Raw genomic sequence first — 25,566 nt, forward strand, 5'->3', positions numbered from 1 at the left:
CGGGTAGCGTTGTTTCGGTTAAGGTTGTCACGAAGCGTTTAATTGAACACAATAAATGCGATGAATGAGTCTAGATTTAATCATAAGAAATATTTGGGTGTTGCACCCTTTTTCAACCCGTAATTTGGGTTTTTGGCCAGCAGGCCGTATTTTGCCGCGGAGCGGCACTGCATTTGCTTCCAGGGTGGAAACAGGGATATTCAGGAGAAAACGTGACAAAGATCCGCCAGTTATGTTTAGTCAGTTTAATGCTGACAAGCGGGATTGCCAGCGCGGCGAATGTCCGTTTGCAGGTTGAGGGGTTATCCGGGGCGCTGGAAAAAAACGTGCGTGCGCAGCTTTCTACCATCCAGAGCGATGAAGTGACGCCGGATCGGCGTTTTCGCGCGCGCGTGGATGACGCCATTCGCGAAGGCTTAAAGGCGTTGGGGTACTACGAACCCACCATCGATTTCGACTTACGCCCGCCGCCGGCGAAGGGGCGTCAGGTATTGATTGCCCGCGTTTCGCCGGGCGAACCCGTCCTGATTGGTGGCACGAACGTGGTGCTGCGCGGCGGTGCGCGCACGGATCGGGACTACCTGGATCTGCTTAGCAACCGCCCGAAAGTGGGCACCGTGCTCAATCACGGGGATTACGATCGCTTTAAAAAGTCGTTGACCAACGTTTCCCTGCGTAAAGGCTATTTCGACAGCAAATTCAACAAAAGCCAGCTGGGCGTTGCGCTTGAGCGACGTCAGGCATTCTGGGATATCGACTACGACAGCGGCGAACGCTATCGGTTTGGCGATGTAACCTTCGAAGGATCGCAGATCCGTGACGAGTATCTGCAAAACCTGGTGCCGTTCAAAAAGGGCGACTACTACCAGTCCAGCGACCTCGGCGAGCTGAACCGTCGTTTGTCCGCTACCGGCTGGTTTAACTCCGTGGTGGTGGCGCCTGAATTTGAAAAATCCCGTAAAACGAAGGTATTACCGCTGCATGGCGTGGTCTCTCCGCGCACCGAGAACACCATTGAGACCGGTGTCGGCTACTCCACGGACGTCGGCCCGCGCGTGAAGGCGTCGTGGAGAAAACCGTGGATGAACTCCTACGGCCACAGCCTGACTACCAGCGTCAGCCTCTCTGCGCCTGAACAGCAACTGGACTTCAGCTACAAAATGCCGCTGCTGAAAAACCCGCTTGAGCAATATTACCTGGTGCAGGGCGGCTTTAAGCGCACCGATTTGAACGATACCGAGCAGGACTCGACAACGCTTGCGGTCTCACGCTTCTGGGATCTCTCCAGCGGCTGGCAGCGCGCCATTAACCTGCGCTGGAGCCTCGATCACTTTACCCAGGCCAACGTCACCAACACCACCATGCTGCTTTATCCGGGTGTGATGATTAGCCGCACACGCTCGCGCGGCGGCCTGATGCCAACCTGGGGCGATTCCCAGCGCTACTCCATCGATTATTCCAACACCGCCTGGGGATCCGACGTGGACTTCTCCGTCTTTCAGGCGCAAAACGTCTGGATCCGCACGCTGTATGACAAACACCGCTTTGTGATGCGCGGCAATCTCGGCTGGATTGAGACGGGTGATTTCGAGCGCGTTCCGCCGGACCTGCGCTTCTTCGCCGGGGGCGACCGCAGCATTCGCGGGTATAAGTACAAATCGATCTCACCTGAAAACGAAAAAGGCCAGCTGACCGGGGCCTCTAAGCTGGCGACCGGCTCGCTGGAGTACCAGTACAACGTCAGCGGCAAATGGTGGGGCGCCATGTTTGTCGACAGCGGTGAAGCGGTAAACGACATCCGCCGCAGCGATTTCAAAACCGGCGCGGGCGTAGGCGTGCGCTGGCAGTCACCGGTCGGGCCGATCAAGCTCGATTTCGCCGTTCCGGTGGGTGACAAAGAAGAACACGGTTTACAGTTTTACATCGGTCTGGGGCCTGAATTATGAGTTTATGGAAGAAGATAAGCCTCGGAGTGCTGATTTTTATCGTATTGCTGCTGGGCACGGTGGCGTTTCTGGTGGGCACCACCACGGGCCTGCATCTGCTGTTTAACGCCGCGAACCGCTGGGTGCCGGGGCTGGAAATCGGCCAGGTGACGGGCGGCTGGCGCGATCTGCGCCTGAAAAATATCCGCTATGAACAGCCCGGCGTGGCGGTGAACGCGGGCGAGTTTCATCTGGCGGTGAAGCTGGGCTGCCTGCGGGACAGCAGGCTGTGCGTAAACGATCTGTCGTTAAAAGACGTAAACGTGGCGATAGATTCCAAAAAAATGCCGAAGTCTGAGCCCGTCGAGGAAGAGGATAGCGGCCCGCTTAACCTCTCCACGCCGTACCCGATTGCGCTCTACCGGGTTGCGCTGGATAACGTCAACGTCAAAATCGACGATACGACGGTATCGGTGATGGATTTCACCTCCGGTCTGCGCTGGCAGGAGAAAAACCTCACCCTGACCCCAACCTCCCTGCAAGGGCTGCTGATTGCGCTGCCGAAGGTGGCCGACGTGGCGCAGGAAGAGATCGTCGAGCCGAAGATCCAGAACCCGCAGCCGGAAGAAAAACCGCTGGGTGAAACGCTGAAAGATCTCTTCTCGAAACCGGTGCTGCCGGAGATGACCGACGTGCATCTGCCGCTGAACCTCAATATCGAAGAGTTTAAGGGCGAGCAGCTGCGTCTGACGGGTGACACCGATCTGACGGTCTACAACATGCTGCTTAAAGTCAGCAGCATCGACGGCAACATGAAGCTCGACGCGCTGGATATCGACTCCAGTCAGGGCTCGGTGAACGCCTCAGGCAACGCGCAGCTGCGCGACAACTGGCCGGTAGATATTACGCTGAACAGCGCCCTGAACATCGATCCGCTGAAGGGCGAAAAGGTGAAGGTGAAGGTCGGCGGTGCGTTACGCGAGAAGCTTGAGTTCGGCGTGAACCTGTCCGGCCCGGTGGATATGGTGCTGCGTGGGCAAACCCAGCTGGCAGAAGCCGGTTTACCGCTCAACCTTGAGATTGTCAGCAAGCAGCTTTACTGGCCATTCACCGGCGAAAAGCAGTTCCAGGCCGACGATCTGAAGCTGAAGCTGAGTGGCAAAATGACCGACTACACGCTGTCGTTCCGCACGGCAGTGAAGGGGCAGGGGGTACCGCCCGCCGATATCACCCTGGATGCGAAGGGTAACGAGTTGCAGGTAAACCTCGACAAGCTGACCGTGGCAGCGCTGGAAGGAAAAACCGAGCTGACCGCGCTGCTCGACTGGCAGCAGGCGATCAGCTGGCGCGGCGAGCTGAAGCTGACCGGGATCAACACCGCCAAAGAGGTACCGGACTGGCCGTCAAAACTCGACGGCCTGATCAAAACTCGCGGCAGCCTGTACGGCGGCACCTGGCAGATGGACGTGCCGGAAATCAAGCTGACCGGCAACGTGAAGCAGAACAAAGTCAACGTAGAGGGCTCGGTTAAGGGCAACAGCTATCTCCAGTGGGTGATCCCGGGCCTGCACGTGGCGCTGGGCCGCAACACGGCGGATATCAAAGGCGAGCTGGGGGTGAAAGACCTCGATCTGGATGCCACCATCGACGCGCCAAACCTTGATAACGCCCTGCCGGGCCTTGGCGGTACGGCGAAAGGGTTAGTGAAGGTTCGCGGTACGGTGGAAGCGCCGCAGCTGCTGGCCGACATTACCGCTAACAATCTGCGCTGGCAGGAACTCTCCATTGCCCGCGTGCGCGTCGAAGGGGACGTAAAATCCACCGATCAGATCGGCGGTAGCCTCGACCTGCGCGTGGAGCGTATTTCTCAGCCGGACGTGAACATCAGCCTGGTGACGCTGGCGGCGAAAGGTAACGAGAAGCAGCACGATCTCCAGCTGCGCGTGCAGGGCGAGCCGGTCTCCGGGCAGCTGCACCTGACCGGCAGCTTTGACCGCAACGCGACGCGCTGGAAAGGGCAGCTGGACAACACCCGCTTCAGCACGCCGGTTGGCCCGCTGGTGCTGTCCCGATCCATCGCGCTGGACTACCGCAACGCAGAGCAGAAAATCAGCATTGGGCCGCACTGCTGGACCAACCCGAACGCCGAGCTGTGCGTGCCGCAGACCATTGATGCGGGCGCGGAAGGACGCGCGCAGATCAACCTCAACCGTTTTGACCTGGCCATGCTGAAACCGTTTATGCCGGAAACCACCCAGGCGAGCGGGGTCTTTAGCGGTAAAGCGGACGTCGCGTGGGACACTACCAAAGAGGGCCTGCCGCAGGGCAGCGTGAGTCTCTCCGGGCGTAACGTGAAGGTCACGCAGGAGGTCAATGACGCGCCGCTGCCGGTGGCGTTCGACACCCTGAATCTGAATGCCGACCTGCGTAACAACCGCGCGGAGCTGGGGTGGCTTATTCGTCTGACCAACAACGGTCAGCTTGACGGTCAGGTACAAATTACCGATCCGCAAGGGCGGCGCAACCTCGGCGGCAACGTCAATATTCGCAACTTCAACCTGGCGATGGTGAATCCGATTTTCTCGCGAGGTGAAAAAGCGGCGGGTATGCTCAGCGCCAACCTGCGCCTGGCGGGAGATGCGCAAAGCCCGCAGCTGTTTGGCCAGATGCGGCTAAGCGGCGTGGACATCGACGGTAACTTTATGCCGTTCGATATGCAGCCAAGCCAGCTTGCGATGAACTTTAACGGCCAAAGCTCAACCCTCAGTGGTTCAGTGCTGACGCAGCAGGGACAAATCAACCTGAGCGGCGATGCAGACTGGAGCCAGCTTGATAACTGGCGCGCCCGTATTGCGGCCAAAGGCAGCAGGGTGCGTATCACGGTACCGCCGATGGTGCGGCTGGACGTATCGCCAGACGTGGTCTTTGAGGCAACGCCAAGCCTCTTCACGCTGGATGGCCGCGTCGATGTCCCGTGGGCGCGCATCGTGGTTCACGAGGTGCCGGAAAGCGCGGTTGGCGTCTCCAGTGATGAAGTTATGCTCAATGAAAATCTGAAACCTGTTGAACAGAAGAGCGCTGGCATACCGATCAATAGTAATCTTATCGTGCACGTGGGGAATAACGTGCGTTTGGACGCGTTTGGGCTGAAGGCGAGACTCACGGGTGACCTGAAAGTGGCGCAGGATCAGCAGGGGCTGGGCCTGAATGGACAAATCAATATTCCTGAAGGGCGCTTCCATGCCTACGGTCAGGATTTGATTGTGCGTAAAGGTGAGCTGCTGTTCTCCGGTCCACCGGATCAGCCGGTCCTGAATATCGAAGCGATCCGTAACCCGGAAGCCACCGAAGATGATGTGATTGCGGGCGTGCGCGTGACGGGCTCCGCCGACGAACCTAAGGCAGAGATCTTCTCTGACCCGGCCATGTCGCAACAGGAAGCGCTCTCTTACCTGCTGCGCGGACAGGGTCTGGATAGCCAGCAGGGCGATGGTGCGGCAATGACGTCAATGTTAGTCGGTCTGGGGGTTGCACAAAGTGGTCAGGTTGTGGGTAAAATCGGCGAGACGTTTGGCGTAAGCAATCTGGCGCTGGACACTCAGGGCGTGGGTGACTCTTCGCAGGTAGTGGTCAGCGGCTATGTACTGCCGGGTCTACAGGTAAAATATGGCGTGGGGATCTTTGACTCACTGGCTACACTCACGTTACGTTACCGCCTGATGCCTAAGCTATATCTGGAAGCAGTGTCCGGCGTAGACCAGGCACTAGATCTGCTCTATCAGTTTGAGTTTTAGCAATGCGAATATTTGTTTACGGCAGTTTACGAACCAAGCAAGGCAACAGCCACTGGATGACCAACGCCCAGTTGCTGGGAAATTACACAATCGAAAACTATCAGCTGTACAGTCTGGGCCACTATCCAGGCGCGGTTCCGGGGAACGGAACGGTACAGGGTGAAGTTTATCGTATTGATAATGCTACGCTGGCCGAACTTGATGCCTTGCGCACCAGGGGCGGTGAATACGCTCGCCAGTTGATCCAGACGCCTTACGGCAGTGCATGGATGTATGTGTACCAACGTTCGGTCGACGGGTTAACGCTGATTGAAAGCGGTAACTGGTTAGACAGAGACCAGTTCTGAAAAACGACAACGCCACCGTAAGGTGGCGTTGTTTTTTGTGGCTGTAATATCAATGACTTGCACTGTACAGTGTAGGCCCGTGCAAGCGTAGCGCCGCCGGGCGATACTTCCCAATCGCACGGGTTGCCGGAATCGAAAGGCACAAAAAAGCCCCGACGCGCGGGGCTTAGTATCAGCAGTAAGAATTACTTCTTAGCTGCACGTTCGAAAGAGGCGATGATTTCTGCTTTCGCCGCTTCTGCGTTATCCCAGCCTTCAACTTTAACCCATTTGCCTTTTTCGAGATCTTTGTAGTGCTCGAAGAAGTGGGCGATCTGCGCTTTCAGCAGCTCTGGCAGGTCGTTCACATCTTTAATGTGATCGTATTCTTTGCTCAGTTTGGTGTGCGGTACGGCAACCAGTTTCGCATCTTCACCCGCTTCGTCGGTCATTTTCAGCACGCCAACAGGACGGCAGCGAATGACGGAGCCTGGCTGCAATGGGTATGGCGTTGGGACCAGTACGTCAACCGGATCACCGTCCAGAGACAGGGTGTGGTTGATGTAGCCGTAGTTGCACGGATAGAACATGGCGGTGGACATGAAACGGTCAACGAACAGCGCGCCGGTGTCTTTGTCGATTTCGTATTTGATTGGATCTGCGTTGGCCGGGATTTCGATAACCACGTAGATGTCTTCTGGCAGTTCTTTACCCGCAGGGACGTTGAGTAAGCTCATGTCGGTGTCCTTCAAAATGGATGGTAAACAAGTGGCAAGTATTATAGCCAACTGGCGCTGAAAGTCTTCGCCTGTTTTCGTCTTATCTCTCCCGCGCCTTCACTTTTCAGACCGTTTCCATGACAGGATAATCCATAAACTCAGCCGCATTTTAAATGTGGAAATGAAAGCGATTACAAACTTGTGATTAACGTTTTATTCACTTTTCTGAAGTGTGACGTAACGCAATCCGTAACATATTCCATTGGCTATAGTTCATCCGCAGAACATCTTTTAACCAACAATAACCTACCCTACGAGGACGTTCATATGTGGAAGCGCTTACTTCTTGTTACAGCAGTTTCGGCAGCCATGTCGTCTATGGCGATGGCCGCACCGTTAACCGTTGGATTTTCGCAGGTCGGATCTGAATCCGGCTGGCGCGCCGCTGAAACGAACGTGGCGAAAAGTGAGGCTGAAAAGCGCGGTATTACGCTGAAAATCGCCGATGGTCAGCAAAAGCAAGAGAACCAGATTAAAGCGGTGCGTTCATTTATCGCCCAGGGCGTGGATGCCATCTTTATCGCCCCGGTTGTCGCGACGGGCTGGGAGCCGGTGCTGAAGGAAGCCAAAGATGCTGAAATTCCTGTCTTCCTGCTCGACCGTTCCATCGACGTAAAAGACAAATCTCTCTATATGACCACCGTCACCGCCGATAACGTGCTGGAAGGCAAACTGATTGGTGACTGGCTGGTGAAGCAGGTGGATGGCAAGCCGTGTAACGTGGTTGAGTTGCAGGGAACGGTTGGTGCGAGCGTCGCGATCGACCGCAAGAAAGGGTTCGCGCAGGCCATCGCCAGCGCGCCAAACATTAAGATCGTCCGTTCTCAGTCCGGCGACTTCACCCGCAGCAAGGGTAAAGAGGTCATGGAAAGCTTCATTAAGGCAGAAAATAACGGCAAAAATATCTGCATGGTTTACTCCCACAACGACGACATGGCGATCGGCGCCATTCAGGCCATCAAAGAAGCGGGCCTGAAGCCGGGCAAAGATATCCTTACCGGCTCGATCGACGGCGTGCCGGACATCTACAAAGCGATGATTGACGGCGAAGCGAACGCCAGCGTTGAGCTGACGCCAAACATGGCGGGCCCGGCATTCGACGCGCTGGAGAAATTCAAGAAAGACGGCACGGTGCCTGAAAAAGTAACGGTCACCAAATCCACGCTCTACCTGCCGGACACGGCGAAAGAAGAGTTAGAGAAGAAGAAAAATATGGGCTACTGATCAGTGACATTGCCGGGTGGCGCTGCGCTTACCCGGCCTGCGATACGCTCATTTGTAGGCCGGATAAGCGTAGCGTCATCCGGCTTAATGCAGGGGGAATCATGACCACCGAACAACACCAGGAAATCCTCCGCACCGAGGGCCTGAGTAAATTTTTCCCAGGCGTTAAGGCGCTGGATAACGTTGATTTCAGCCTGCGGCGAGGGGAGATCATGGCGTTGCTCGGCGAAAACGGCGCGGGGAAGTCGACGCTGATTAAAACCCTGACGGGGGTATATCACGCCGATCGCGGCACTATCTGGCTGGAAGGTAATGCGATTTCGCCAAAGAATACCGCGCATGCCCAGCAGCTGGGGATCGGCACGGTCTACCAGGAAGTGAACCTGCTGCCAAACATGTCGGTAGCGGACAACCTGTTTATAGGCCGCGAGCCCAGACGTTTTGGCCTGCTGCGCCGCAAAGAGATGGAAGCGCGCGCCACGAAGCTGATGGCATCTTATGGTTTCTCTCTCGACGTGCGCGAACCGCTGAACCGCTTTTCCGTGGCGATGCAGCAGATCGTCGCGATCTGTCGCGCTATCGATCTCTCGGCGAAAGTGCTGATCCTCGATGAACCCACCGCCAGCCTCGATACCCAGGAAGTGGAGATGCTTTTTACCCTGATGCGCCAGCTGCGCGATCAGGGCGTGAGCCTGATCTTTGTTACGCACTTCCTCGATCAGGTTTACGAGGTAAGCGATCGCATTACGGTGCTGCGCAACGGCGGCTTTGTCGGCTGCCGGGAAACCCGCGAGCTGCCGCAGATTGAGCTGGTCAAAATGATGCTGGGCCGCGAGCTGGAGACCAACGCACTCCAGCGCGCGGGCCGCACGCTGCTGAGCGAAAAACCGATCGCCGCCTTTCACGACTACGGCAAAAAAGGAACCATCGCGCCGTTTAACCTGGAGGTGCGCCCCGGCGAAATTGTGGGTCTGGCGGGTCTGTTAGGCTCCGGACGCACCGAAACCGCCGAAGTGATCTTCGGGATCAGGCCCGCCGACAGCGGAACGGCGCTGATCAAAGGCAAACCGCAAACGCTACGCTCGCCGCATCAGGCGTCGTGCCTCGGGGTGGGTTTCTGCCCGGAAGACAGGAAAACGGACGGAATTATTGCCGCCGCCTCGGTGCGGGAAAACATCATTCTGGCGCTACAGGCCCAGCGCGGCTGGCTGCGTCCGATACCGCGTAAAGAGCAAAACGCCATTGCCGAGCGCTTTATCCGCCAGCTCGGTATACGTACCCCGAGCGCCGAACAGCCCATTGAGTTTCTCTCCGGCGGCAACCAGCAGAAGGTGCTGCTCTCTCGCTGGCTGCTGACCAAACCGCAGTTCCTGATCCTCGACGAGCCCACGCGCGGCATCGACGTGGGCGCGCACGCCGAAATCATCCGGCTTATCGAAACGCTGTGTGCCGACGGTCTGGCGCTGCTGGTGATCTCGTCTGAGCTGGAGGAGCTGGTTGGCTATGCCGATCGCGTCATTATCATGCGCGATCGCAGGCAGGTGGCTGAGATCCCGCTGGATAAGCTGTCCGTTCCGGCGATCATGAATGCCATCGCGGCGTAAGGAGTCAAATGTGATGTCCCGTTCTCTTTCGCAAACTGGCGAAGCGAAGCGCTGCTTCAGCTGGCCGACCGGCACGCCGCAAATCGTGGCGCTGCTGCTGGTGCTGCTGGTGGATAGCCTGGTAGCCCCGCATTTTTTCCAGATCGTCGTGCAGGATGGCCGCCTGTTTGGAAGCCCGATCGACATCTTAAACCGTGCCGCGCCCGTAGCGCTGCTGGCGATTGGCATGACGCTGGTGATTGCCACCGGCGGGATCGACCTCTCCGTCGGTGCGGTAATGGCGATTGCGGGCGCCACCGCCGCCTCGATGACCGTTGCCGGGCACAGCCTGCCGGTGGTTCTGCTCGCCGCGCTGGGGTCCGGCGTATTAGCCGGGCTGTGGAACGGCATTCTGGTCGCGGTACTCAAGATCCAGCCGTTTGTCGCGACGTTGATTTTGATGGTGGCCGGGCGCGGCGTGGCGCAGCTTATTACCTCCGGTCAAATCGTCACCTTTAGCTCCCCGAGCCTGGCGTGGATCGGCAGCGGTAACGTCCTGTACTTCCCGACGCCGGTGATCGTTGCCCTCGTGACGCTGGTTATCTTTTGGCTTTTCACCCGCAAAACGGCGCTCGGGATGTTCATCGAAGCGGTGGGGATTAACATTCGGGCCGCGAAAAACGCCGGCGTGAATACCCGGCTGATGGTGATGCTGACCTACGTCCTGAGCGGCGTCTGCGCCGCGATTGCCGGGGTGATCGTGGCCGCCGATATTCGTGGGGCGGATGCCAACAACGCCGGACTCTGGCTGGAGCTGGACGCGATCCTCGCGGTGGTGATCGGCGGCGGATCGCTGATGGGCGGACGGTTTAACCTGCTGCTCTCGGTGGTGGGGGCGCTGATTATTCAGTGTATGAATACCGGTATTTTGCTCTCCGGCTTCCAGCCGGAGCTCAATCAGGTCGTCAAAGCGGTCGTGGTGCTTATCGTGCTTATCGTGCAGTCGCCGCGCTTTATCACTCTCATTAAGGGGATCCGCGGTCATGATAAAACGTAATTTGCCGTTAACGATCACGCTGGGCGTGTTCGTGCTGGGCTACCTCTACTGCCTGACCCAGTTCCCGGGGTTCGCCTCCACGCGGGTGATTTGCAACATTCTGACCGATAACGCGTTTCTCGGGATTATTGCCGTCGGCATGACCTTTGTGATCCTCTCCGGCGGGATCGACCTCTCCGTTGGGTCGGTGATCGCCTTTACCGGCGTGTTCCTTGCCAAGGCCATTGGCTACTGGGGCATTTCGCCGCTGCTGGCGTTCCCGCTGGTGCTGGCCATGGGCTGCGCGTTCGGCGCCTTTATGGGGCTTTTAATCGACGCGCTGAAAATCCCGGCGTTTATCATCACCCTTGCCGGGATGTTCTTCCTGCGCGGCGTGAGCTATCTGGTGTCGGAGGAGTCGATTCCGATTAACCATCCGATCTACGACACGCTCTCCAGCCTGGCGTGGAAAATTCCCGGCGGAGGGCGCCTGAGCGCGATGGGGCTGCTGATGCTGGGCGTGGTGGTGATCGGGATCTTCCTCGCCCACCGTACCCGGTTTGGTAATCAGGTGTATGCCATTGGCGGCAGCGCCACGTCCGCGAACCTGATGGGGATTTCCACGCGCAGCACCACTATCCGCATCTACATGCTTTCGACCGGCCTTGCCACGCTCGCGGGGATTGTGTTTTCGGTGTACACCCAGGCAGGTTATGCGCTGGCGGGGGTGGGGGTTGAGCTGGACGCCATTGCCTCGGTGGTCATCGGCGGCACGCTGCTCAGCGGCGGCGTGGGGACGGTGCTCGGCACGCTATTTGGCGTGGCGATCCAGGGGCTGATTCAGACCTACATCAACTTCGACGGCACGCTTAGCTCCTGGTGGACTAAAATCGCCATCGGCATTCTGCTGTTTATTTTTATCGCGCTCCAGCGCGGCCTGACGGTGCTGTGGGAGAACCGCCTAAGCTCGCCTGTTACCCGTGTAAATACCTCTGTAACAGGGCGATAACATGCTGAAATTGCTTAAAGTCTAAACATTTTCCGGTAGCGGCCGATACTCTTTTTTTATGCCCAGAAATATCTCGCTACCGGAAATAACATCATGCTTAAAACGCTATCGATTCGTACCGGCTTGCTCTCTTTACTGGCCGTTATGACCCTTCTGCTGCTGATTGTCAGCGGCATCGGCATTTATGCCCTTACACAAAGCTCCGCTTCTCTCCAGCGCATCAATCACCTTCAGGGTGAACAGATGGTGCAGCTGAATGCCGGCTACACGCTGATCCTGCGCGCGCGTAACGAGGCAGGTCAGGCCGTCCGCATGATGGAGGTCGGCCTGCTGGACGATGCGGCCAAGGCGGTCAAAACCATTAACCAGGAAGTGACGCTGGCACAGAAAACGCTGAAGGGCGTGATCGGCGGTGGCGTGGCGGATGAACAGGGACAAAAGCTGCTGGATAAGGTCGCCGCGAGCCTGGCGGTGTACAACCAGCAGGGCATCACCCCGATGCTGAACGCCCTGAACGAGCAAAGCGCGGACGGCTATTATGATCTGCTGGAAAGCAAGCTGGTGCCGGTGGCGAAGCAGTTTGATAATGATATGCAGGCGTTCCAGGCGTGGAGCGAGGCGCGCGGCAAAGCGGAAGTGAGCGCCGTGCAGGCGAGTAAAACCCGCGTGCTGATCCTGATTATCGTCGCGGCGCTGCTGACGGCAGGCATTATCGTGCTGGCCTGGCTGGTGCTGCGCCATATGCTGCTCAAGCCGCTTTCAGCCTCAATTGCCCAGCTGGAGCACGTGGCGGCAGGGGATTTAACCTACGCCCTGAACGCGCCTGCGAGCCAGGAATTTAACCGCCTCAACGCGGCCATCGAAGAGATGCGTCAGTCGCTGATGGGCTCCGTCCTGCGCGTGCGCGACGCCAGCTCGCAGATTGATACCGGCAGCCGCGAGCTGACGGCCGGGAACCTGAACCTTGCCCAGCGCACGGAATCCACCGCCACGTCGCTGGAGCAGACGGCCGCCAGTATGGAAGAGATCACCGCCACGGTGAAACGTAACGCCGAAAACGCCGGGCAGGCGCACCAGCTGGCGCAGTCGGTCTCCGACACCGCCGATCGCGGCAGCGAAATGGTGTGCTACGTCATTGAGAAGATGCGCGATATCTCCGGCAGCGCGGCGCGCATCGCCGATATCCTGAGCGTTATCGATGGGATCGCCTTCCAGACCAATATTCTGGCGCTGAACGCGTCCGTAGAAGCGGCGCGTGCGGGCGAGCAGGGACGGGGTTTTGCGGTCGTGGCGGGTGAGGTGCGCAATCTCGCCAGCCGCAGTGCCGATGCCGCGAAGGAGATCCGCTCGCTTATCAGCGATTCGCAAACCCACGTGAACGAGGGCAGCGAGCTGGCGCAACAGGCCGGTGAGACGATGGACGAGATCGCCACCGAAGTGCTGCGTATGACCAAACTGATGCGAGAAATTGCAACGGCGTCTCAGGAGCAGAGCCGCGGCATTGAGCAGGTGAATATCGCCGTTAATCAGATGGATGAAACGGCGCAACAAAACGCGGCGCTGGTTCAACAATCCTCTGCGGCAACACGTTCCCTGGAGGCGCAGTCGCGCGAGCTGATGGAGGCGATGGCCTCCTTCAGGCTGACGGCGCAAACGGCATGATAAAAAAAGGGGAGCCTGTCAGGCTCCCCTTTTTACGCCTTACGCGTCCGGGAATTCGCGGATCATGCGTTCAACGTCTTCCACCATATGGTTATTGCCGACGAAGAACGAACGGCGCTGGTGCAGGCTTTCCGGCACGATATCCAGGATACGCTCTTTACCGTCGCTCGCCTTGCCGCCCGCCTGCTCGGCCAGGAACGCCATCGGGTTGCACTCGTACAGCAGACGCAGCTTCCCGTCAGGGTGGCTTGCCGTGCTTGGATAAAGGTAAATCCCGCCCTTCAGCAGGTTGCGGTGGAAATCCGCCACCAGCGAGCCGATATAGCGCGAGGTGTACGGGCGCTGCGTGGCTTTATCCTCTTCCTGGCAGAACTTGATGTACTTCTTCACGCCGTTCGGGAATTTGATGTAGTTGCCTTCGTTGATGGAGTAGGTATTGCCCTTCTCCGGGAAGCGCATACGCTCCTGGCACAGGCAGAACACGCCCAGTGACGGATCGTAAGTAAAGGCGTGCACGCCGCAGCCGGTGGTGTACACCAGCATGGTGGACGAGCCATACACCACGTAGCCGGCAGCAACCTGATTGCTGCCCGGTTGCAGGAAGTCTTCTTCCGTCACCGGTGTGCCAACCGGCGTAACGCGACGGTAGATGGAGAAAATGGTACCAACAGAAACGTTAACGTCGATGTTGGAGGAGCCGTCGAGCGGATCCATCAGAACAACGTATTTCGCGTGTTCGCACCCTTCGAAGACGACGATCTCATCTTCTTCTTCAGAGGCGATACCCGCAACGATGTCGCGCGCGCGCAGTGCTGCTTTCAGTTTTTCATTGGCGAACAGGTCGAGTTTTTGCTGAACCTCACCCTGAACGTTCTCGGCACCGCTGGCACCCAGGATATCGACCAGACCGGCCTTGTTGATATCGCGGTGGATGATCTTAGCGCCCAGCTTTATTGCCGACAGCAAAGCAGTGAGCTCACCCGTAGCATGAGAGAACTCGTGCTGCTTTTCGACAATAAATTCACCTAACGTTTTCATAACACTTTCCCTGCATCTTATGTTGAGTAAAGCGGTTGATGTCCAACAATCTTAACAAACATTCAAATATTAGCGCAGAGGTGAATCGCGCCAGCAAAATACGGATTTACCTGAAATGCGTTTCACAGCCGCTGACATGTGGGTAAAATGTGCGCCACATTGAAGAAGGATAGTGACGTATGCGCATTCATATATTGGGGATTTGTGGCACTTTCATGGGCGGACTGGCAATGCTGGCGCGCTCGCTGGGCCATGAAGTGACAGGTTCGGACGCCAATGTGTATCCGCCGATGAGCACGCTGCTGGAGAAGCAGGGAATTTCTCTGATTCAGGGATACGACGCCAGCCAGCTGGAGCCGCAGCCGGATCTGGTGATCGTTGGCAACGCCATGACCCGTGGGAATCCATGCGTTGAAGCAGTGCTGGAACGCAATATCCCGTACATGTCTGGCCCGCAGTGGCTGCATGATTTTGTCCTGCGCGACCGCTGGGTGGTCGCCGTTGCCGGGACGCACGGCAAAACCACCACCGCCGGCATGGCGACCTGGATCCTCGAAGCCTGCGGTTACAAGCCGGGCTTCGTGATCGGCGGCGTGCCGGGGAATTTCGACGTTTCCGCGCGTCTGGGCGACAGCCCGTTCTTTGTGATTGAAGCGGATGAATACGACTGTGCATTCTTCGACAAGCGATCCAAATTCGTGCACTACTGCCCGCGCACGCTGATCCTCAACAACCTTGAGTTCGATCACGCGGATATCTTTGACGACCTGAAGGCGATCCAGAAACAGTTCCACCATCTGGTGCGCATCGTGCCGGGCCAGGGCCGTATCATCCTGCCGGAGAACGACATCAACCTGAAGCAGACCCTGGCGATGGGCTGCTGGAGCGAGCAGGAGCTGGTGGGCGAGCAGGGCCACTGGCAGGCGAAAAAACTGAACGCCGATGCCTCCGAGTGGGACGTGCTGCTCGACGGTGAGAAAGTCGGTGAAGTGAAGTGGGGCCTGGTGGGCGAACACAACATGCACAACGGCCTGATGGCGATAGCGGCGGCGCGTCATGTGGGGGTTCTGCCTGCGGATGCCGCCAGTGCGCTGGGCACATTTATCAATGCCCGTCGACGTCTGGAACTGCGCGGTGAAGCCCACGGCGTGACGGTGTACGACGATTTCGCGCACCACCCAACCGCCATTCTGGCGACGCTTGCCGCATTGCGTGGCAAAGTCGGCGGCACCGCGCGCATTCTGGCCGTACTGGAACCGCGTTCAAACACCATGAAAATGGGGATCTGCAAAGACGATCTCGCGCCGTCCTTAGGGCGTGCCGATGAGGTCTTCCTGCTGCAACCGCAGCATATTCCGTGGCAGGTGGCCGAAGTGGCCGATGCCTGCATTCAGCCGGCGCACTGGAGTGCGGACGTGGATGTCTTAGCGGATATGGTGGTGAAAGCCGCACAGCCTGGCGACCACATTCTGGTGATGAGCAACGGCGGGTTTGGTGGGATCCATCAGAAGCTGCTGGACTGTCTGGCGAAGAAAGCCGCGGCCGCAGCGTAAAAAAAAGCCCGGTGGCGCTAGCGCTTACCGGGCCTACATTTTTTCGCACGACCTTGTAGGCCGGATAAGGCATTTACGCCGCCATCCGGCGCAAACCCGCACAGATTACTCTTCGTTCTCAGACAGCTCGCGCAGATACTGGAAAATCAGGCGCGCTGACTTCGGCGGCTTATTCCCTTCTTTCTCTTTCTTCGCGTTGCGGATAAGCGATCGCAGCTGCTGGCGGTCGGCATTCGGCCACAGGTTCAGCACTTCTGGTACCGCGTCATCACCTTGCTCGATCAAACGATCGCGGATCTGCTCCAGCTTATGGAACAGCGCAACCTGCTGGTTATGGCGGTTTTTCAGCTTATCCAGCGCCTGACGGATCGGCTCCACGTCACGCTGACGCAGCAGTTTACCGATAAGCTGAAGCTGGCGGCGACGCCCTTCTTTCTTGATTTTCTGTGCCAGTTCAATGGCATCACGCAGATCCTGGTCGAGCGGGAGCTTATCCAGCGCGTTTTTACCCAGTTCTACCATTTCTGCGCCAAGCTGTTTTAACTCTTCGGCGTCACGTTTAATTTCACTTTTACTGACCCAGATGATCTCATCATCTTCGTCTTCGATGTCATCACCGGGAACGTCGTCGAGCCAGTCTTCGGGCTGCTTAGTCATGTCAGGCTCCTTAAAAAAAGAGGCTAATGTTACCAGTTAAGACGCGCACTGAAAAACGGTTCTCTGTTAGACTTCACTTAACTCTCTCTTACAGTATGGCATTTGCGATGAAAGTAACCTCACAAGTTGAAGCGCAGCGTAAGATCCTGGAAGAAGCCGTCTCCACCGCGCTGACGCTCGCTTCAGGCAAATCAGATGGCGCCGAAGTGGCGGTCAGCAAAACCACCGGCATTAGCGTGAGCACCCGCTATGGCGAAGTGGAGAACGTAGAATTTAACAGCGATGGCGCGCTGGGGATCACCGTGTATCACCAGAATCGCAAAGGCAGCGCGTCGTCTACCGATCTCAGCCCGGATGCCATCGCCCGGACGGTGCAGGCGGCATTGGATATCGCCCGCTACACCTCGCCGGATCCTTACGCTGGCGTGGCCGATAAAGAGCTGCTGGCGTTTGACGCGCCGGATCTCGATCTGTTCCATCCGGCGGAAGTGACCCCGGACGAAGCCATTGAGCTGGCCTCGCGCGCCGAGCAGGCGTCTTTGCAGGCCGACAAACGCATCACCAACACCGAAGGCGGCAGCTTTAACAGCCACTACGGCATCAAAGTGTTCGGTAACTCGCACGGCATGTTGCAGGGGTACTGCTCAACCCGTCACTCGCTGTCCAGCTGCGTGATCGCCGAAGAGAACGGCGATATGGAGCGCGATTACGCGTATACCATTGGCCGCGCGCTGGGGGATTTGCAGTCTCCCGAGTGGGTGGGCAAAGAGTGTGCCGAACGCACGCTGTCACGCCTCTCACCGCGTAAGCTCTCCACCATGAAAGCCCCGGTCATTTTTGCCAATGAAGTGGCGACCGGCCTGTTTGGTCATCTGGTGGGGGCGATTGCGGGCGGTTCGGTGTACCGTAAATCGACCTTCCTGCTCGACTCGCTGGGCAAGCAGATCCTGCCGGAATGGCTGACCATCGAAGAGCATCCGCACCTGCTGAAAGGGCTGGCGTCTACGCCGTTCGACAGCGAAGGCGTGCGCACGGAACGCCGGGATATCGTTAAAGACGGCGTGCTGACCCAGTGGCTGCTGACCAACTACTCCGCGCGCAAGCTGGGGCTGAAAAGCACCGGGCACGCGGGTGGGATCCACAACTGGCGCATTGCCGGACAGGGCCTGAACTTTGAGCAGATGCTGAAAGAGATGGGCACCGGCCTGGTGGTGACCGAGCTGATGGGGCAGGGCGTGAGCGGCATCACCGGAGACTATTCTCGCGGTGCGGCGGGCTTCTGGGTCGAAAACGGTGAAATTCAGTATCCGGTGAGCGAAATCACCATCGCCGGCAACCTCAAGGACATGTGGCGCAATATTGTTACGGTCGGTAACGATATTGAAACACGCAGCAATATTCAGTGTGGTTCTGTATTGCTGCCGGAGATGAAAATCGCCGGTCAGTAATACCCGTAAAAGCGTGTTTAATAATAAAAAAGGAAGTGAGCAATGCGTAAACACCTGTTAGCGATCGTCGCGGCTTCAACGCTGGTTCTTGGCTCGTCCGCGTTTGCTGCCGATCTCGAAGACAACATGGACACCCTCAGTGAAAATCTGAAGGTGGTGCAGAAAACCGACAATGCCGCCGAGATGAAGGACGCGCTGACCAAAATGCGTGAAGCGGCGCTGGACGCGCAAAAAGCGACGCCGCCGAAGCTGGAAAGCAAAGCAGCAGACAGCGCTGAGATGAAAGACTATCGTCACGGCTTTGACGTGCTGGTCAGCCAGATCGACGGTGCGCTGAAGCTGGCTAACGAAGGCAAAGTCAAAGAAGCCCAGGCGGCGGCCGACCAGTTTGCGGCGACCCGCAACGCGTATCACAAAAAGTATCGTTAATTGGGTGCCTGAGCTGTACGTCCTTTCTCCGTATGCGGAGGCGCATTACGCGCCCCCGCATCCTTGCTCCTTTCCGTCCCATGCCTGAGACGGTCAGTCTCAAGCACCCGCAGCCACTCTACCCAACCCCCATAATAAAACCTTATCCACGTCACATTTCTACGAGCCCGCTCGTAATCTTTTCCGCTTTGCATACCCCTTATTTGCCGCCAGATAGCGTGATATTCATCACGCAAATACAGCGATTTATCCAGATTCACCGCATTTATGTGGCACAGATCACTGCCGCGGCTCGCCTTTCCACTTCGAAGTGGAAAACAACTCGCTACAAACCCTGCACCTGCAACGTTAGTTTTATTCCAGAGCCATTAACGGGGTAAGACGAGTGAGTAACGGAGCGGTAATGAACGACGTTGGGGAACAGGCGGTGCAGACTGAGCAGCTCGCGAACACCATGCTTCAGCAGGTTTATGCTCTGCTGGCCCGGCACAATATCATCCCCAACGCGGTACAGGAGCAGATGCTGACCTCCCACGTTCGCGCAATGGCGCACCGGTCCGTGACCGGCGAGCCGCTGCCGGAGGTTGAAGCAGAGCTTTTCGACGAAATTTCACCAGATTCAATGCAACTTGCCCGTGAAGTGGTAGCGCAGTTTGGCAACCTTCCTGATGAAGAGGCCTGGCTGCTCTCCGTTCACTTCGAAGTCGCGAAAGACAACCTTTAAGGAGCAACACATGGAACAGATTACAGTCGTGATTGGCGATCGCCTGGGTAAAGGTCAGAAAGTGGCTGCGGGTGTGGAAAAAGCCGGTGGACGCGCGGTTGTCGTGCCGGGCATGGCGGCAGACATGAAGCTCGGTGACGTGATGAAAGCGGAAAATGCCACCTTCGGCATCTCCTTCTGTGGCAGCGGCGGCGCGGGCGCCATCACCGCACAAACCAAATATGGCTACAAGGCCAAATACGGCATGCGCTCCGTGGATGAGGGCGTGACCGCCATCAACGAAGGCTGCAACGTGCTGGGCTTTGGCTTTATGGATAAAGAAGAGCTGGGCGAGCGTCTGGTACAGGCGTGGCAGAAGAAGCACGGCGCATAAGCATGAAAGAACAGTTCACAACCACGGTGAGAGTGAAGGGGAAGGGCGACGCCAAAGCGCGCGCCTTTGCCGACGCGCTCAACCACGTTCAGGCCGCGGTGATGAAAGCCTCACCGCATATCTTACTGCGTATTGAGCCACAGGATGTGCAGGTTGTTCAGGCGCAAGAAGCGGTGCGAAAAGAAGCGTTTCTGTTCTTCTTTCTGCGCCGGGAAAGACGCACCTACAGCGTGGAGCTGGATGTGACCGTCAACGTGACCGCCATCAATCTCGACCAGGTGGATTTCGTCACGCAACGCTGATTATTCATAAAAGGGCAGACTGATGTTCTTAATTATATTAATAAAATCGCTCATCATTGGCGGCCTGGTTGGCGTCGGTGTGGGAGCCGGGGCTGCACGCATGTTTCATGCGCCTACCACTCAGGGTATGGGCGCGTTTCGTACGTTGGGGGAGCTGAACTCCTGCGAAGGGGATCCGGCCTCCCACTTCTCCTTTGGATTAGGCTTCTTCTTTAACGCCTGGGCCTCTTCCGTGGCCGCAGGTGCCTTCACACAGGACGTTGACCACCGCATCATCCCGAACTGGGGTGCTGCCGCGCTGATGATCAAAAACCGTAACGTCGGCGAAACGCTGCACGATCCCCGCAAAATGGCGATTGCCTGCGGCATCATCGGCATGATCGTCGTGACCTTCCTTAACCTGACCGCTTCCTCCGTGCCGGCCGCACTTCAGGTCACCGCCGTGAAGGTGCTAGTGCCTGCCGCGAACCTGCTGGTCAACACCGTAATGCCGGTGATCTTCTGGCTGGCGGCCATCGACGCGGGTAAAAAATCGGGCTTCTGGGCCACCATCTTTGGCGGCGCGGCGCAGCTGATCATGGGGAACGCCGTACCGGGTCTGGTTCTCGGCATTCTGATCGGTAAAGGCGTTGAGGAGAGCGGCTGGAACCACGTCACCAAAGTGATGATGGCGGCGATCGTCCTGCTGTTCGTGCTGAGCGGCTTCTTCCGCGGCTTCGACATGAAGATGATTGAATCCTTCCATCTGACCGTGCCGAACTGGCTCGACATGATCCACAACTCGCTCAGCGGTAAATAACAGGAGCCTCTAAATGGAACAGAATAAAGGTTTTTGGTATGCCGACTGGTCGTTCCCGATCTTCGTTGGCCTGCTCTCCTCCGGCGTCTTCGCCGGGACGCACATGTACTACCTCTACGGCATCGGCGCGTTTAACGAAGTGGCCTTCGTGGCGATGCTGAAAGCGGGAATCGATACCGGCGTCTACGGCGCGGTGGCGGCGTTCGGCGCGAGCTTCCTGTTCGCCCGCATTATTGAAGGATCGCTGGTCGGTATTCTTGATATCGGCGGCGCTATCCAGACCGGCGTGGGCCTCGGCGTACCGGCGCTGCTGCTGGGCGCGGGGATCATGTTCCCGGTGACCAACTTCATTGCCTCGCTGATCACCGGCCTGGTGATTGGTCTGGCGATTGGCTACGTCATCATCCTGGCGCGTAAGTTCACCATCAACCAGAGTAACTCCACCTACGGGGCAGACGTGATGATGGGCGCGGGTAACGCCTCCGGCCGCTTCCTCGGGCCGCTGATTATCCTCAGCGCGATGACCGCCTCCATTCCTATCGGCGTCGGTTCGCTGGTGGGCGCGCTGCTGTTCTACATCTGGCAGAAGCCGATTACCGGTGGTGCCATCCTCGGCGCAATGATTTTGGGCTGGCTGTTCCCGGTCGCCCTTTAATACCCGCGGGTGCATCTGCGCCCGCCCTATCAGGAGAACCCCATGTTTGATTTACTCCTGCGCCGTGCGCGCCTCGCCGACGATACCCTGACCGATATCGCCATTCAGGACGGGAAGATCGCCGCGACGGGCGAAATTGACGCTCCCGCCCGTAAAACGGTTGAGCTTAACGGTGACGTGTACGTCAGCGCGGGCTGGATTGACTCCCACGTTCACTGCTACCCGAACTCCCCGATCTATCACGACGAGCCGGACAGCGTGGGCATTGCCACCGGCGTCACCACCGTGGTGGACGCGGGCAGTACCGGTGCCGACGACGTGGACGATTTTTACGAAATTACCCGCAAAGCCTCCACCGACGTCTTTGCCCTGCTGAACATCTCCCGCGTGGGGCTGATTGCCCAGAACGAGCTGGCCAACATGGCGAACATTGACGCCGATGCGGTGAAGCAGGCGGTGAAGCGCCACCCGGATTTTATCGTCGGCCTGAAGGCGCGCATGAGCAGCAGCGTGGTCGGCGAGAATGGCATCACGCCCCTGGAGCGCGCAAAAGCGATCCAGAAAGAGAACGGCGACCTGCCGCTGATGGTGCACATCGGCAACAACCCGCCGAATCTCGACGAAATCGCTGAACTCTTGAGTTCGGGCGACATCATTACCCACTGCTACAACGGCAAGCCTAACCGCATTCTGACGCCGTCCGGCGAGCTGCGCGCCTCCATCACCTCCGCCCTGAAGCGCGGCGTGCGTCTGGACGTCGGCCACGGCACGGCGAGCTTCAGCTTTGAGGTGGCGAAACGCGCCATCGCGATGGGTATTCTGCCGCACACCATCAGCTCGGATATCTACTGCCGCAACCGCATCAACGGCCCGGTCGGCTCGCTGGCAAGCGTGATGTCGAAATTCCTCGCCATCGGCATGTCATTGCCGCAGGTGATTGACTGCGTCACCGCGAACGCCGCAGACGGCCTGCGCCTGACGCGCAAGGGCCGCATTCAGCCTGGCCTCGACGCCGACCTGACGCTATTCATGATTAAACGCCAGCCGACGGTGCTGACGGACGCTGAAAACGACACTCTGCAAGCTGAACACATTCTGGTGCCGCTTGCCGCGATCCGCGCGGGCAAGGGCTACATGACCGAACAAGGGAGCACGGAACATGCCTTCGATTTATGAGAAGTATAATTTAAAGCAGGTTATCAACACCTCTGGCCGCATGACGGCGCTGGGCGTTTCCACGCCGCGCCCGGAGGTGGTGCAGGCGGCGATGGACGGCATGAATCACTATTTCGAGATGAAGGATCTGGTTAACAAAACCGGGGAATACATCGCGAAGCTGCTGGATGTGGAAGGCGCGACGGTGGTCTCCTGCGCGTCGGCGGGCATAGCCCAGTCCGTAGCGGCGGTGCTGGTGAAAGACAGCGACTGGCTGCTGGAAAACCTGCACGTCACGCCAATCGAGAACAATGAAATCGTCCTGCCGAAAGGCCACAACGTTAACTTTGGCGCGCCGGTCGGCACCATGGTGGCGCTGGGCGGCGGCAAGCTGGTGGAAGCGGGCTACGCCAACGAATGCTCCGCCGACCAACTGGCGGCGGCCATCACCCCGCGCACCGCGGCGATCCTCTACATCAAGTCCCACCACTGCGTGCAGAAAAGCATGCTCAGCGTCGAGCAGGCCGCGGTCGTGGCGCGTAAACACTCCCTGCCGCTGATCGTTGATGCCGCGGCGGAAGAAGATCTGCACGCGTACTACCGTTCCGGCGCGGATCTGGTGATTTACAGCGGCGCGAAGGCGATCGAGGGGCCAACCAGCGGCCTGGTGATCGGCAAAACCCAGTACGTTGAGTGGGTGAAGCGCCAGACGGCGGGCATTGGCCGCGCTATGAAGGTGGGTAAAGAGGGGATCCTCGGCCTGACCTGCGCCATCGAACACTACCTGACGGCTACCAAAGAGAGCGGTGCTGAGATGGTGGCGAAGATGACGCCGTTTATCGACGCGCTCAACACCCTGAACGGCGTCACCGCGCGCGTGGTCTGGGACAGCGCCGGTCGCGACATCGCCCGCACCGAGATTAAGTTTGACGAAGCCACCACCGGCGTTGGCACCGGCGACCTTGTCGCCCAGCTGAAGCAGGGGGAATACGCCATTTACTTCCGTGGCTACAAGGCCAACGAAGGGATTATCGAAGCGGACGTGCGCAGCGTGAGCGCTGACCAGCTGAACATCGTGTACCGCCGCATTAGCGAAGTGTTAGGACAGGAGAAAAACGCATGAAACTGACCCCCAATTTTTACCGTGACCGCGTCTGCCTGAACGTGCTGGCCGGCTCAAAGGCCAACGCCAGCGCCATTTACGAGGCGGCGGAAGGTCATGTGCTGGTGGGCGTGCTCTCCAAAAATTACCCGGACGTGGCGAGCGCGGTCGCGGATATGCGTGAATACGCGGCGCTGATTGATAACGCGCTCTCCGTGGGGCTGGGCGCGGGCGATCCGAACCAGTCGGCGATGGTGAGTGAAATCTCCCGCCAGGTGCAGCCGCAGCACGTCAACCAGGTCTTTACCGGTGTGGCCGCCAGCCGCGCGCTGCTGGGGCAGAATGAATCGGTGGTCAACGGCCTGGTCTCTCCGACCGGGACCGTCGGCATGGTGAAAATCTCCACCGGCCCGCTGAGCAGCAAAGCGCCGGACGGCATCGTGCCGGTTGAAACGGCGATTGCCCTGCTGAAAGACTTCGGCGGCAGCTCGATCAAGTACTTCCCAATGGGCGGCCTCAAGTGCCGTGACGAATACCAGGCGGTGGCGGAAGCCTGCGCCCGTCACGACTTCTGGCTGGAGCCAACCGGGGGGATCGATCTGGAGAACTTTGAGGCGATCATGCAGATTGCCCTCGACGCGGGCGTGAGCAAAATCATCCCGCACATCTACAGTTCAATTATCGACAAAGCCAGCGGTGATACGCGTCCGGAAGATGTGCGTACGCTGCTGGAAATGACGAAGAAGCTGGTGAAGTAGAATAAAACCTTACCCCTTACCCTAACCCTCATCCCTTTGGGGAGAGGGCCGGGGTGAGGGGTGAAACACCGCACACACCCAAAGGAGCCACCATGCACACCCGTAACCTGCTCGTCGCTTCACTCTCAATGCTCGCCACCGCCGCTGTCGCCCAGACGCAATACGCCTGGGTGGGTACCTATAATCCGAACGGTGAAGGGCTGTACCGTTTTACCGTTGACCCGCAAACCGGCGCGCTCGATAACAAAACGCTGGTGAGCAAACTGCCGAATGCGGCGCAGTTAACCCTTTCGCAAGACGGTAAAACGCTGTATCTGGCAAGCGAAGTGGAGCAGGGCGTGGTGCAGGCGCTGCGCATCGGCGATGACGGCGCGCTAAGCGAACTGAATCAGGTGGCCTCCGGCGGCGCCGGGCCGGTGTATCTCTCCCTGACGCCGAACGGCAGGCATCTGCTGGTAGCGAACTACGTCAGCGGAACCGTCGCGGTGCTCCCCATTAACGCAAACGGCAGCCTGGGCGACGCCACGGACACGCATCAGGATCGAGGCGAACCGGGCGCGGCGAAGCCGGAAGCTGCCGTTGAGGGCAGTTTCGCGATCAGCGATCATAATGGCCCGCATGCGCACATGATCGCCGCCGATCCGAGCGGGAAATACGTTTTTTCCACCGATCTTGGTCTGGATCGTATCTATCAGTACCGTTTTGACGATCGAGCAGGAAAGCTGATCCCGAACGATCCGCCGTTTATCAGCGCCTCTTCGAAAGGCGCTGGCCCGCGCCACTTCGTCTTTACGCCGAAAGGCGATGCCCTGTGGCTGATTAACGAAGAGGCCTCTACGCTCACCCATTATGCCCTGGACAGCAACGGCAGGCTAAAAGAGGGTAAAACCGTTTCAGCCCTGCCGGACGGTTACAAAGGCACCAGTTTTGCTGCCGGGCTGGCGCTAAGCGCCGATGGTAAACAGCTGTATGTCGCTAACCGTTTGCATAACAGCATCGGGCACTTTACCGTAACGGCAGAGGGGACGCTGACGCATCAGGACGATGTCTGGACGCGGGGTGACTATCCGCGCACCCTGACGCTCGATAAGCAGGGGCGCTGGCTGTACGTCATGAACCAGCGCAGCGACAACATTACCCGTTTCCGCGTGGCGCCGGACGGCAAGCTGAGCGCCGAGCCAGACTATACCCCGGTCGGCAGCCCATCCCAGATGGTCATTTCACCCTGAGCAGTA

General features: G+C 58.2%; 23 protein-coding genes. 20 read left to right on the forward strand and 3 right to left on the reverse strand.

The annotated features are described in order from the left end of the window. The first annotated feature begins 212 nt into the window (after nucleotides 1-212). From tamA to DBR02_RS12900, 3 genes are read left to right on the forward strand one after another with little or no spacing between them, the layout of a single operon-like run. The gene (gene tamA / locus DBR02_RS12890) at nucleotides 213-1,946 is read left to right on the forward strand and encodes an autotransporter assembly complex protein TamA (protein ID WP_064910242.1); all 1,734 of its coding nucleotides are present in this window, start codon (nucleotides 213-215) and stop codon (nucleotides 1,944-1,946) included. Continuing rightward, nucleotides 1,943-5,719, forward strand: coding sequence for an autotransporter assembly complex protein TamB (gene tamB / locus DBR02_RS12895; protein ID WP_107534524.1), 3,777 nt, complete (start codon nucleotides 1,943-1,945; stop codon nucleotides 5,717-5,719). The genes tamA and tamB overlap by 4 nt, the downstream gene beginning before the upstream one ends. 2 nt (nucleotides 5,720-5,721) lie before the next feature. Next, nucleotides 5,722-6,066 (forward strand): gamma-glutamylcyclotransferase family protein, encoded by a 345-nt coding sequence (locus DBR02_RS12900; RefSeq protein WP_045307822.1) that lies wholly within the window; start codon nucleotides 5,722-5,724, stop codon nucleotides 6,064-6,066. 185 nt (nucleotides 6,067-6,251) lie between these two features. Here the strand turns inward: DBR02_RS12900 and ppa are convergent, their stop codons facing one another. Further along, nucleotides 6,252-6,782, reverse strand: coding sequence for an inorganic diphosphatase (gene ppa, locus DBR02_RS12905; RefSeq protein ID WP_006810347.1), 531 nt, complete (start codon nucleotides 6,780-6,782; stop codon nucleotides 6,252-6,254). A 309-nt stretch (nucleotides 6,783-7,091) separates the two neighbouring features. On the opposite strand from ppa, the gene ytfQ reads away from it, so the two are divergent. The 5 genes from ytfQ (at nucleotide 7,092) to DBR02_RS12930 (ending at nucleotide 13,338) form a co-directional block, all read left to right on the forward strand. Then, on the forward strand, nucleotides 7,092-8,048 hold the full coding sequence (gene ytfQ, locus DBR02_RS12910) for a galactofuranose ABC transporter substrate-binding protein YtfQ (protein ID WP_107534525.1): 957 nt from the start codon (nucleotides 7,092-7,094) through the stop codon (nucleotides 8,046-8,048). Between the two features lie 101 nt (nucleotides 8,049-8,149). Then, nucleotides 8,150-9,652, forward strand: coding sequence for a galactofuranose ABC transporter, ATP-binding protein YtfR (gene ytfR, locus DBR02_RS12915; RefSeq protein WP_107534526.1), 1,503 nt, complete (start codon nucleotides 8,150-8,152; stop codon nucleotides 9,650-9,652). Between the two features lie 10 nt (nucleotides 9,653-9,662). Beyond that, a complete protein-coding gene (ytfT, locus tag DBR02_RS12920; RefSeq protein ID WP_162301179.1) occupies nucleotides 9,663-10,688 on the forward strand; it encodes a galactofuranose ABC transporter, ATP-binding protein YtfT in 1,026 nt (341 codons plus the stop codon). Next, nucleotides 10,675-11,676, forward strand: a complete 1,002-nt coding sequence (yjfF, locus tag DBR02_RS12925; protein WP_107534528.1) for a galactofuranose ABC transporter, permease protein YjfF — start codon at nucleotides 10,675-10,677, stop codon at nucleotides 11,674-11,676. The genes ytfT and yjfF overlap by 14 nt, the downstream gene beginning before the upstream one ends. Before the next feature lie 93 nt (nucleotides 11,677-11,769). After that, complete coding sequence (locus tag DBR02_RS12930) at nucleotides 11,770-13,338, forward strand: methyl-accepting chemotaxis protein (RefSeq protein ID WP_107534529.1); 1,569 nt, start codon at nucleotides 11,770-11,772, stop codon at nucleotides 13,336-13,338. A gap of 39 nt (nucleotides 13,339-13,377) precedes the next feature. On the opposite strand, the gene fbp is transcribed toward DBR02_RS12930, so the two are convergent. Then, nucleotides 13,378-14,376 carry a class 1 fructose-bisphosphatase gene (fbp, locus tag DBR02_RS12935; protein ID WP_063450890.1) on the reverse strand — a complete coding sequence of 333 codons (999 nt, stop codon included), beginning with the start codon at nucleotides 14,374-14,376 and terminating at the stop codon, nucleotides 13,378-13,380. Nucleotides 14,377-14,555: 179 nt separating this feature from the next. Here fbp and mpl point away from each other — a divergent pair, with 179 nt between their 5' ends. Further along, a complete protein-coding gene (gene mpl, locus DBR02_RS12940) occupies nucleotides 14,556-15,929 on the forward strand; it encodes a UDP-N-acetylmuramate:L-alanyl-gamma-D-glutamyl-meso-diaminopimelate ligase (protein ID WP_107534530.1) in 1,374 nt (457 codons plus the stop codon). A gap of 105 nt (nucleotides 15,930-16,034) precedes the next feature. Here mpl and yjgA read toward each other — a convergent pair whose 3' ends face one another. Beyond that, the gene (gene yjgA / locus DBR02_RS12945; RefSeq protein ID WP_063450888.1) at nucleotides 16,035-16,586 is read right to left on the reverse strand and encodes a ribosome biogenesis factor YjgA; all 552 of its coding nucleotides are present in this window, start codon (nucleotides 16,584-16,586) and stop codon (nucleotides 16,035-16,037) included. Nucleotides 16,587-16,681: 95 nt separating this feature from the next. Between yjgA and pmbA the strand changes: the two genes are divergently transcribed. From pmbA to DBR02_RS13000, 11 genes are all read left to right on the forward strand, one after another. After that, nucleotides 16,682-18,034, forward strand: coding sequence for a metalloprotease PmbA (pmbA, locus tag DBR02_RS12950; RefSeq protein WP_107534531.1), 1,353 nt, complete (start codon nucleotides 16,682-16,684; stop codon nucleotides 18,032-18,034). Between the two features lie 42 nt (nucleotides 18,035-18,076). Further along, on the forward strand, nucleotides 18,077-18,463 hold the full coding sequence (cybC, locus tag DBR02_RS12955; RefSeq protein WP_107534532.1) for a cytochrome b562: 387 nt from the start codon (nucleotides 18,077-18,079) through the stop codon (nucleotides 18,461-18,463). 385 nt (nucleotides 18,464-18,848) lie between these two features. Then, nucleotides 18,849-19,187, forward strand: coding sequence for a PRD domain-containing protein (locus DBR02_RS12960; RefSeq protein WP_102750472.1), 339 nt, complete (start codon nucleotides 18,849-18,851; stop codon nucleotides 19,185-19,187). Between the two features lie 10 nt (nucleotides 19,188-19,197). Continuing rightward, nucleotides 19,198-19,560, forward strand: coding sequence for an SFCGS family glycine-rich protein (locus tag DBR02_RS12965; RefSeq protein ID WP_006179053.1), 363 nt, complete (start codon nucleotides 19,198-19,200; stop codon nucleotides 19,558-19,560). 2 nt (nucleotides 19,561-19,562) lie between these two features. After that, nucleotides 19,563-19,862: a DUF4312 family protein gene (locus tag DBR02_RS12970; protein ID WP_006810338.1), complete on the forward strand. Its 300-nt coding sequence runs from the start codon at nucleotides 19,563-19,565 to the stop codon at nucleotides 19,860-19,862. Between the two features lie 22 nt (nucleotides 19,863-19,884). Next, on the forward strand, nucleotides 19,885-20,661 hold the full coding sequence (locus DBR02_RS12975; RefSeq protein WP_006810337.1) for a DUF4311 domain-containing protein: 777 nt from the start codon (nucleotides 19,885-19,887) through the stop codon (nucleotides 20,659-20,661). A 13-nt stretch (nucleotides 20,662-20,674) separates the two neighbouring features. Continuing rightward, a complete protein-coding gene (locus tag DBR02_RS12980) occupies nucleotides 20,675-21,316 on the forward strand; it encodes a DUF4310 family protein (protein WP_003856081.1) in 642 nt (213 codons plus the stop codon). A gap of 42 nt (nucleotides 21,317-21,358) precedes the next feature. Continuing rightward, nucleotides 21,359-22,492, forward strand: a complete 1,134-nt coding sequence (locus DBR02_RS12985; protein ID WP_107534533.1) for an amidohydrolase/deacetylase family metallohydrolase — start codon at nucleotides 21,359-21,361, stop codon at nucleotides 22,490-22,492. After that, a complete protein-coding gene (locus DBR02_RS12990; RefSeq protein WP_107534534.1) occupies nucleotides 22,476-23,594 on the forward strand; it encodes a DgaE family pyridoxal phosphate-dependent ammonia lyase in 1,119 nt (372 codons plus the stop codon). Before DBR02_RS12985 ends, DBR02_RS12990 begins: the two co-directional genes overlap by 17 nt. Further along, complete coding sequence (dagF, locus tag DBR02_RS12995; protein WP_064910241.1) at nucleotides 23,591-24,331, forward strand: 2-dehydro-3-deoxy-phosphogluconate aldolase; 741 nt, start codon at nucleotides 23,591-23,593, stop codon at nucleotides 24,329-24,331. The genes DBR02_RS12990 and dagF overlap by 4 nt, the downstream gene beginning before the upstream one ends. Nucleotides 24,332-24,423: 92 nt before the next feature. Beyond that, on the forward strand, nucleotides 24,424-25,560 hold the full coding sequence (locus DBR02_RS13000) for a lactonase family protein (protein ID WP_107534535.1): 1,137 nt from the start codon (nucleotides 24,424-24,426) through the stop codon (nucleotides 25,558-25,560). Nucleotides 25,561-25,566 lie beyond the last annotated feature (6 nt).

This window comes from Enterobacter cloacae complex sp., assembly GCF_900322725.1.
In the GTDB taxonomy this organism is placed as follows: Bacteria; Pseudomonadota; Gammaproteobacteria; order Enterobacterales; family Enterobacteriaceae; genus Enterobacter; species Enterobacter quasihormaechei.

Excerpts from the sequence above, each read along its gene's own strand:
- DBR02_RS12975 (WP_006810337.1), top strand. The coding sequence starts at position 19,885 with ATGTTCTTAATTATATTAATAAAATCGCTCATCATTGGCGGCCTGGTT.
- ppa (WP_006810347.1), bottom strand. The coding sequence starts at position 6,782 with ATGAGCTTACTCAACGTCCCTGCGGGTAAAGAACTGCCAGAAGACATC.
- DBR02_RS12900 (WP_045307822.1), top strand. The coding sequence starts at position 5,722 with ATGCGAATATTTGTTTACGGCAGTTTACGAACCAAGCAAGGCAACAGC.
- DBR02_RS12980 (WP_003856081.1), top strand. The coding sequence starts at position 20,675 with ATGGAACAGAATAAAGGTTTTTGGTATGCCGACTGGTCGTTCCCGATC.
- ytfR (WP_107534526.1), top strand. The coding sequence starts at position 8,150 with ATGACCACCGAACAACACCAGGAAATCCTCCGCACCGAGGGCCTGAGT.
- dagF (WP_064910241.1), top strand. The coding sequence starts at position 23,591 with ATGAAACTGACCCCCAATTTTTACCGTGACCGCGTCTGCCTGAACGTG.
- cybC (WP_107534532.1), top strand. The coding sequence starts at position 18,077 with ATGCGTAAACACCTGTTAGCGATCGTCGCGGCTTCAACGCTGGTTCTT.
- yjgA (WP_063450888.1), bottom strand. The coding sequence starts at position 16,586 with ATGACTAAGCAGCCCGAAGACTGGCTCGACGACGTTCCCGGTGATGAC.
- DBR02_RS13000 (WP_107534535.1), top strand. The coding sequence starts at position 24,424 with ATGCACACCCGTAACCTGCTCGTCGCTTCACTCTCAATGCTCGCCACC.
- DBR02_RS12970 (WP_006810338.1), top strand. The coding sequence starts at position 19,563 with ATGAAAGAACAGTTCACAACCACGGTGAGAGTGAAGGGGAAGGGCGAC.
- ytfQ (WP_107534525.1), top strand. The coding sequence starts at position 7,092 with ATGTGGAAGCGCTTACTTCTTGTTACAGCAGTTTCGGCAGCCATGTCG.
- fbp (WP_063450890.1), bottom strand. The coding sequence starts at position 14,376 with ATGAAAACGTTAGGTGAATTTATTGTCGAAAAGCAGCACGAGTTCTCT.
- pmbA (WP_107534531.1), top strand. The coding sequence starts at position 16,682 with ATGGCATTTGCGATGAAAGTAACCTCACAAGTTGAAGCGCAGCGTAAG.
- mpl (WP_107534530.1), top strand. The coding sequence starts at position 14,556 with ATGCGCATTCATATATTGGGGATTTGTGGCACTTTCATGGGCGGACTG.
- DBR02_RS12930 (WP_107534529.1), top strand. The coding sequence starts at position 11,770 with ATGCTTAAAACGCTATCGATTCGTACCGGCTTGCTCTCTTTACTGGCC.
- yjfF (WP_107534528.1), top strand. The coding sequence starts at position 10,675 with ATGATAAAACGTAATTTGCCGTTAACGATCACGCTGGGCGTGTTCGTG.
- DBR02_RS12965 (WP_006179053.1), top strand. The coding sequence starts at position 19,198 with ATGGAACAGATTACAGTCGTGATTGGCGATCGCCTGGGTAAAGGTCAG.
- DBR02_RS12985 (WP_107534533.1), top strand. The coding sequence starts at position 21,359 with ATGTTTGATTTACTCCTGCGCCGTGCGCGCCTCGCCGACGATACCCTG.
- DBR02_RS12990 (WP_107534534.1), top strand. The coding sequence starts at position 22,476 with ATGCCTTCGATTTATGAGAAGTATAATTTAAAGCAGGTTATCAACACC.
- tamB (WP_107534524.1), top strand. The coding sequence starts at position 1,943 with ATGAGTTTATGGAAGAAGATAAGCCTCGGAGTGCTGATTTTTATCGTA.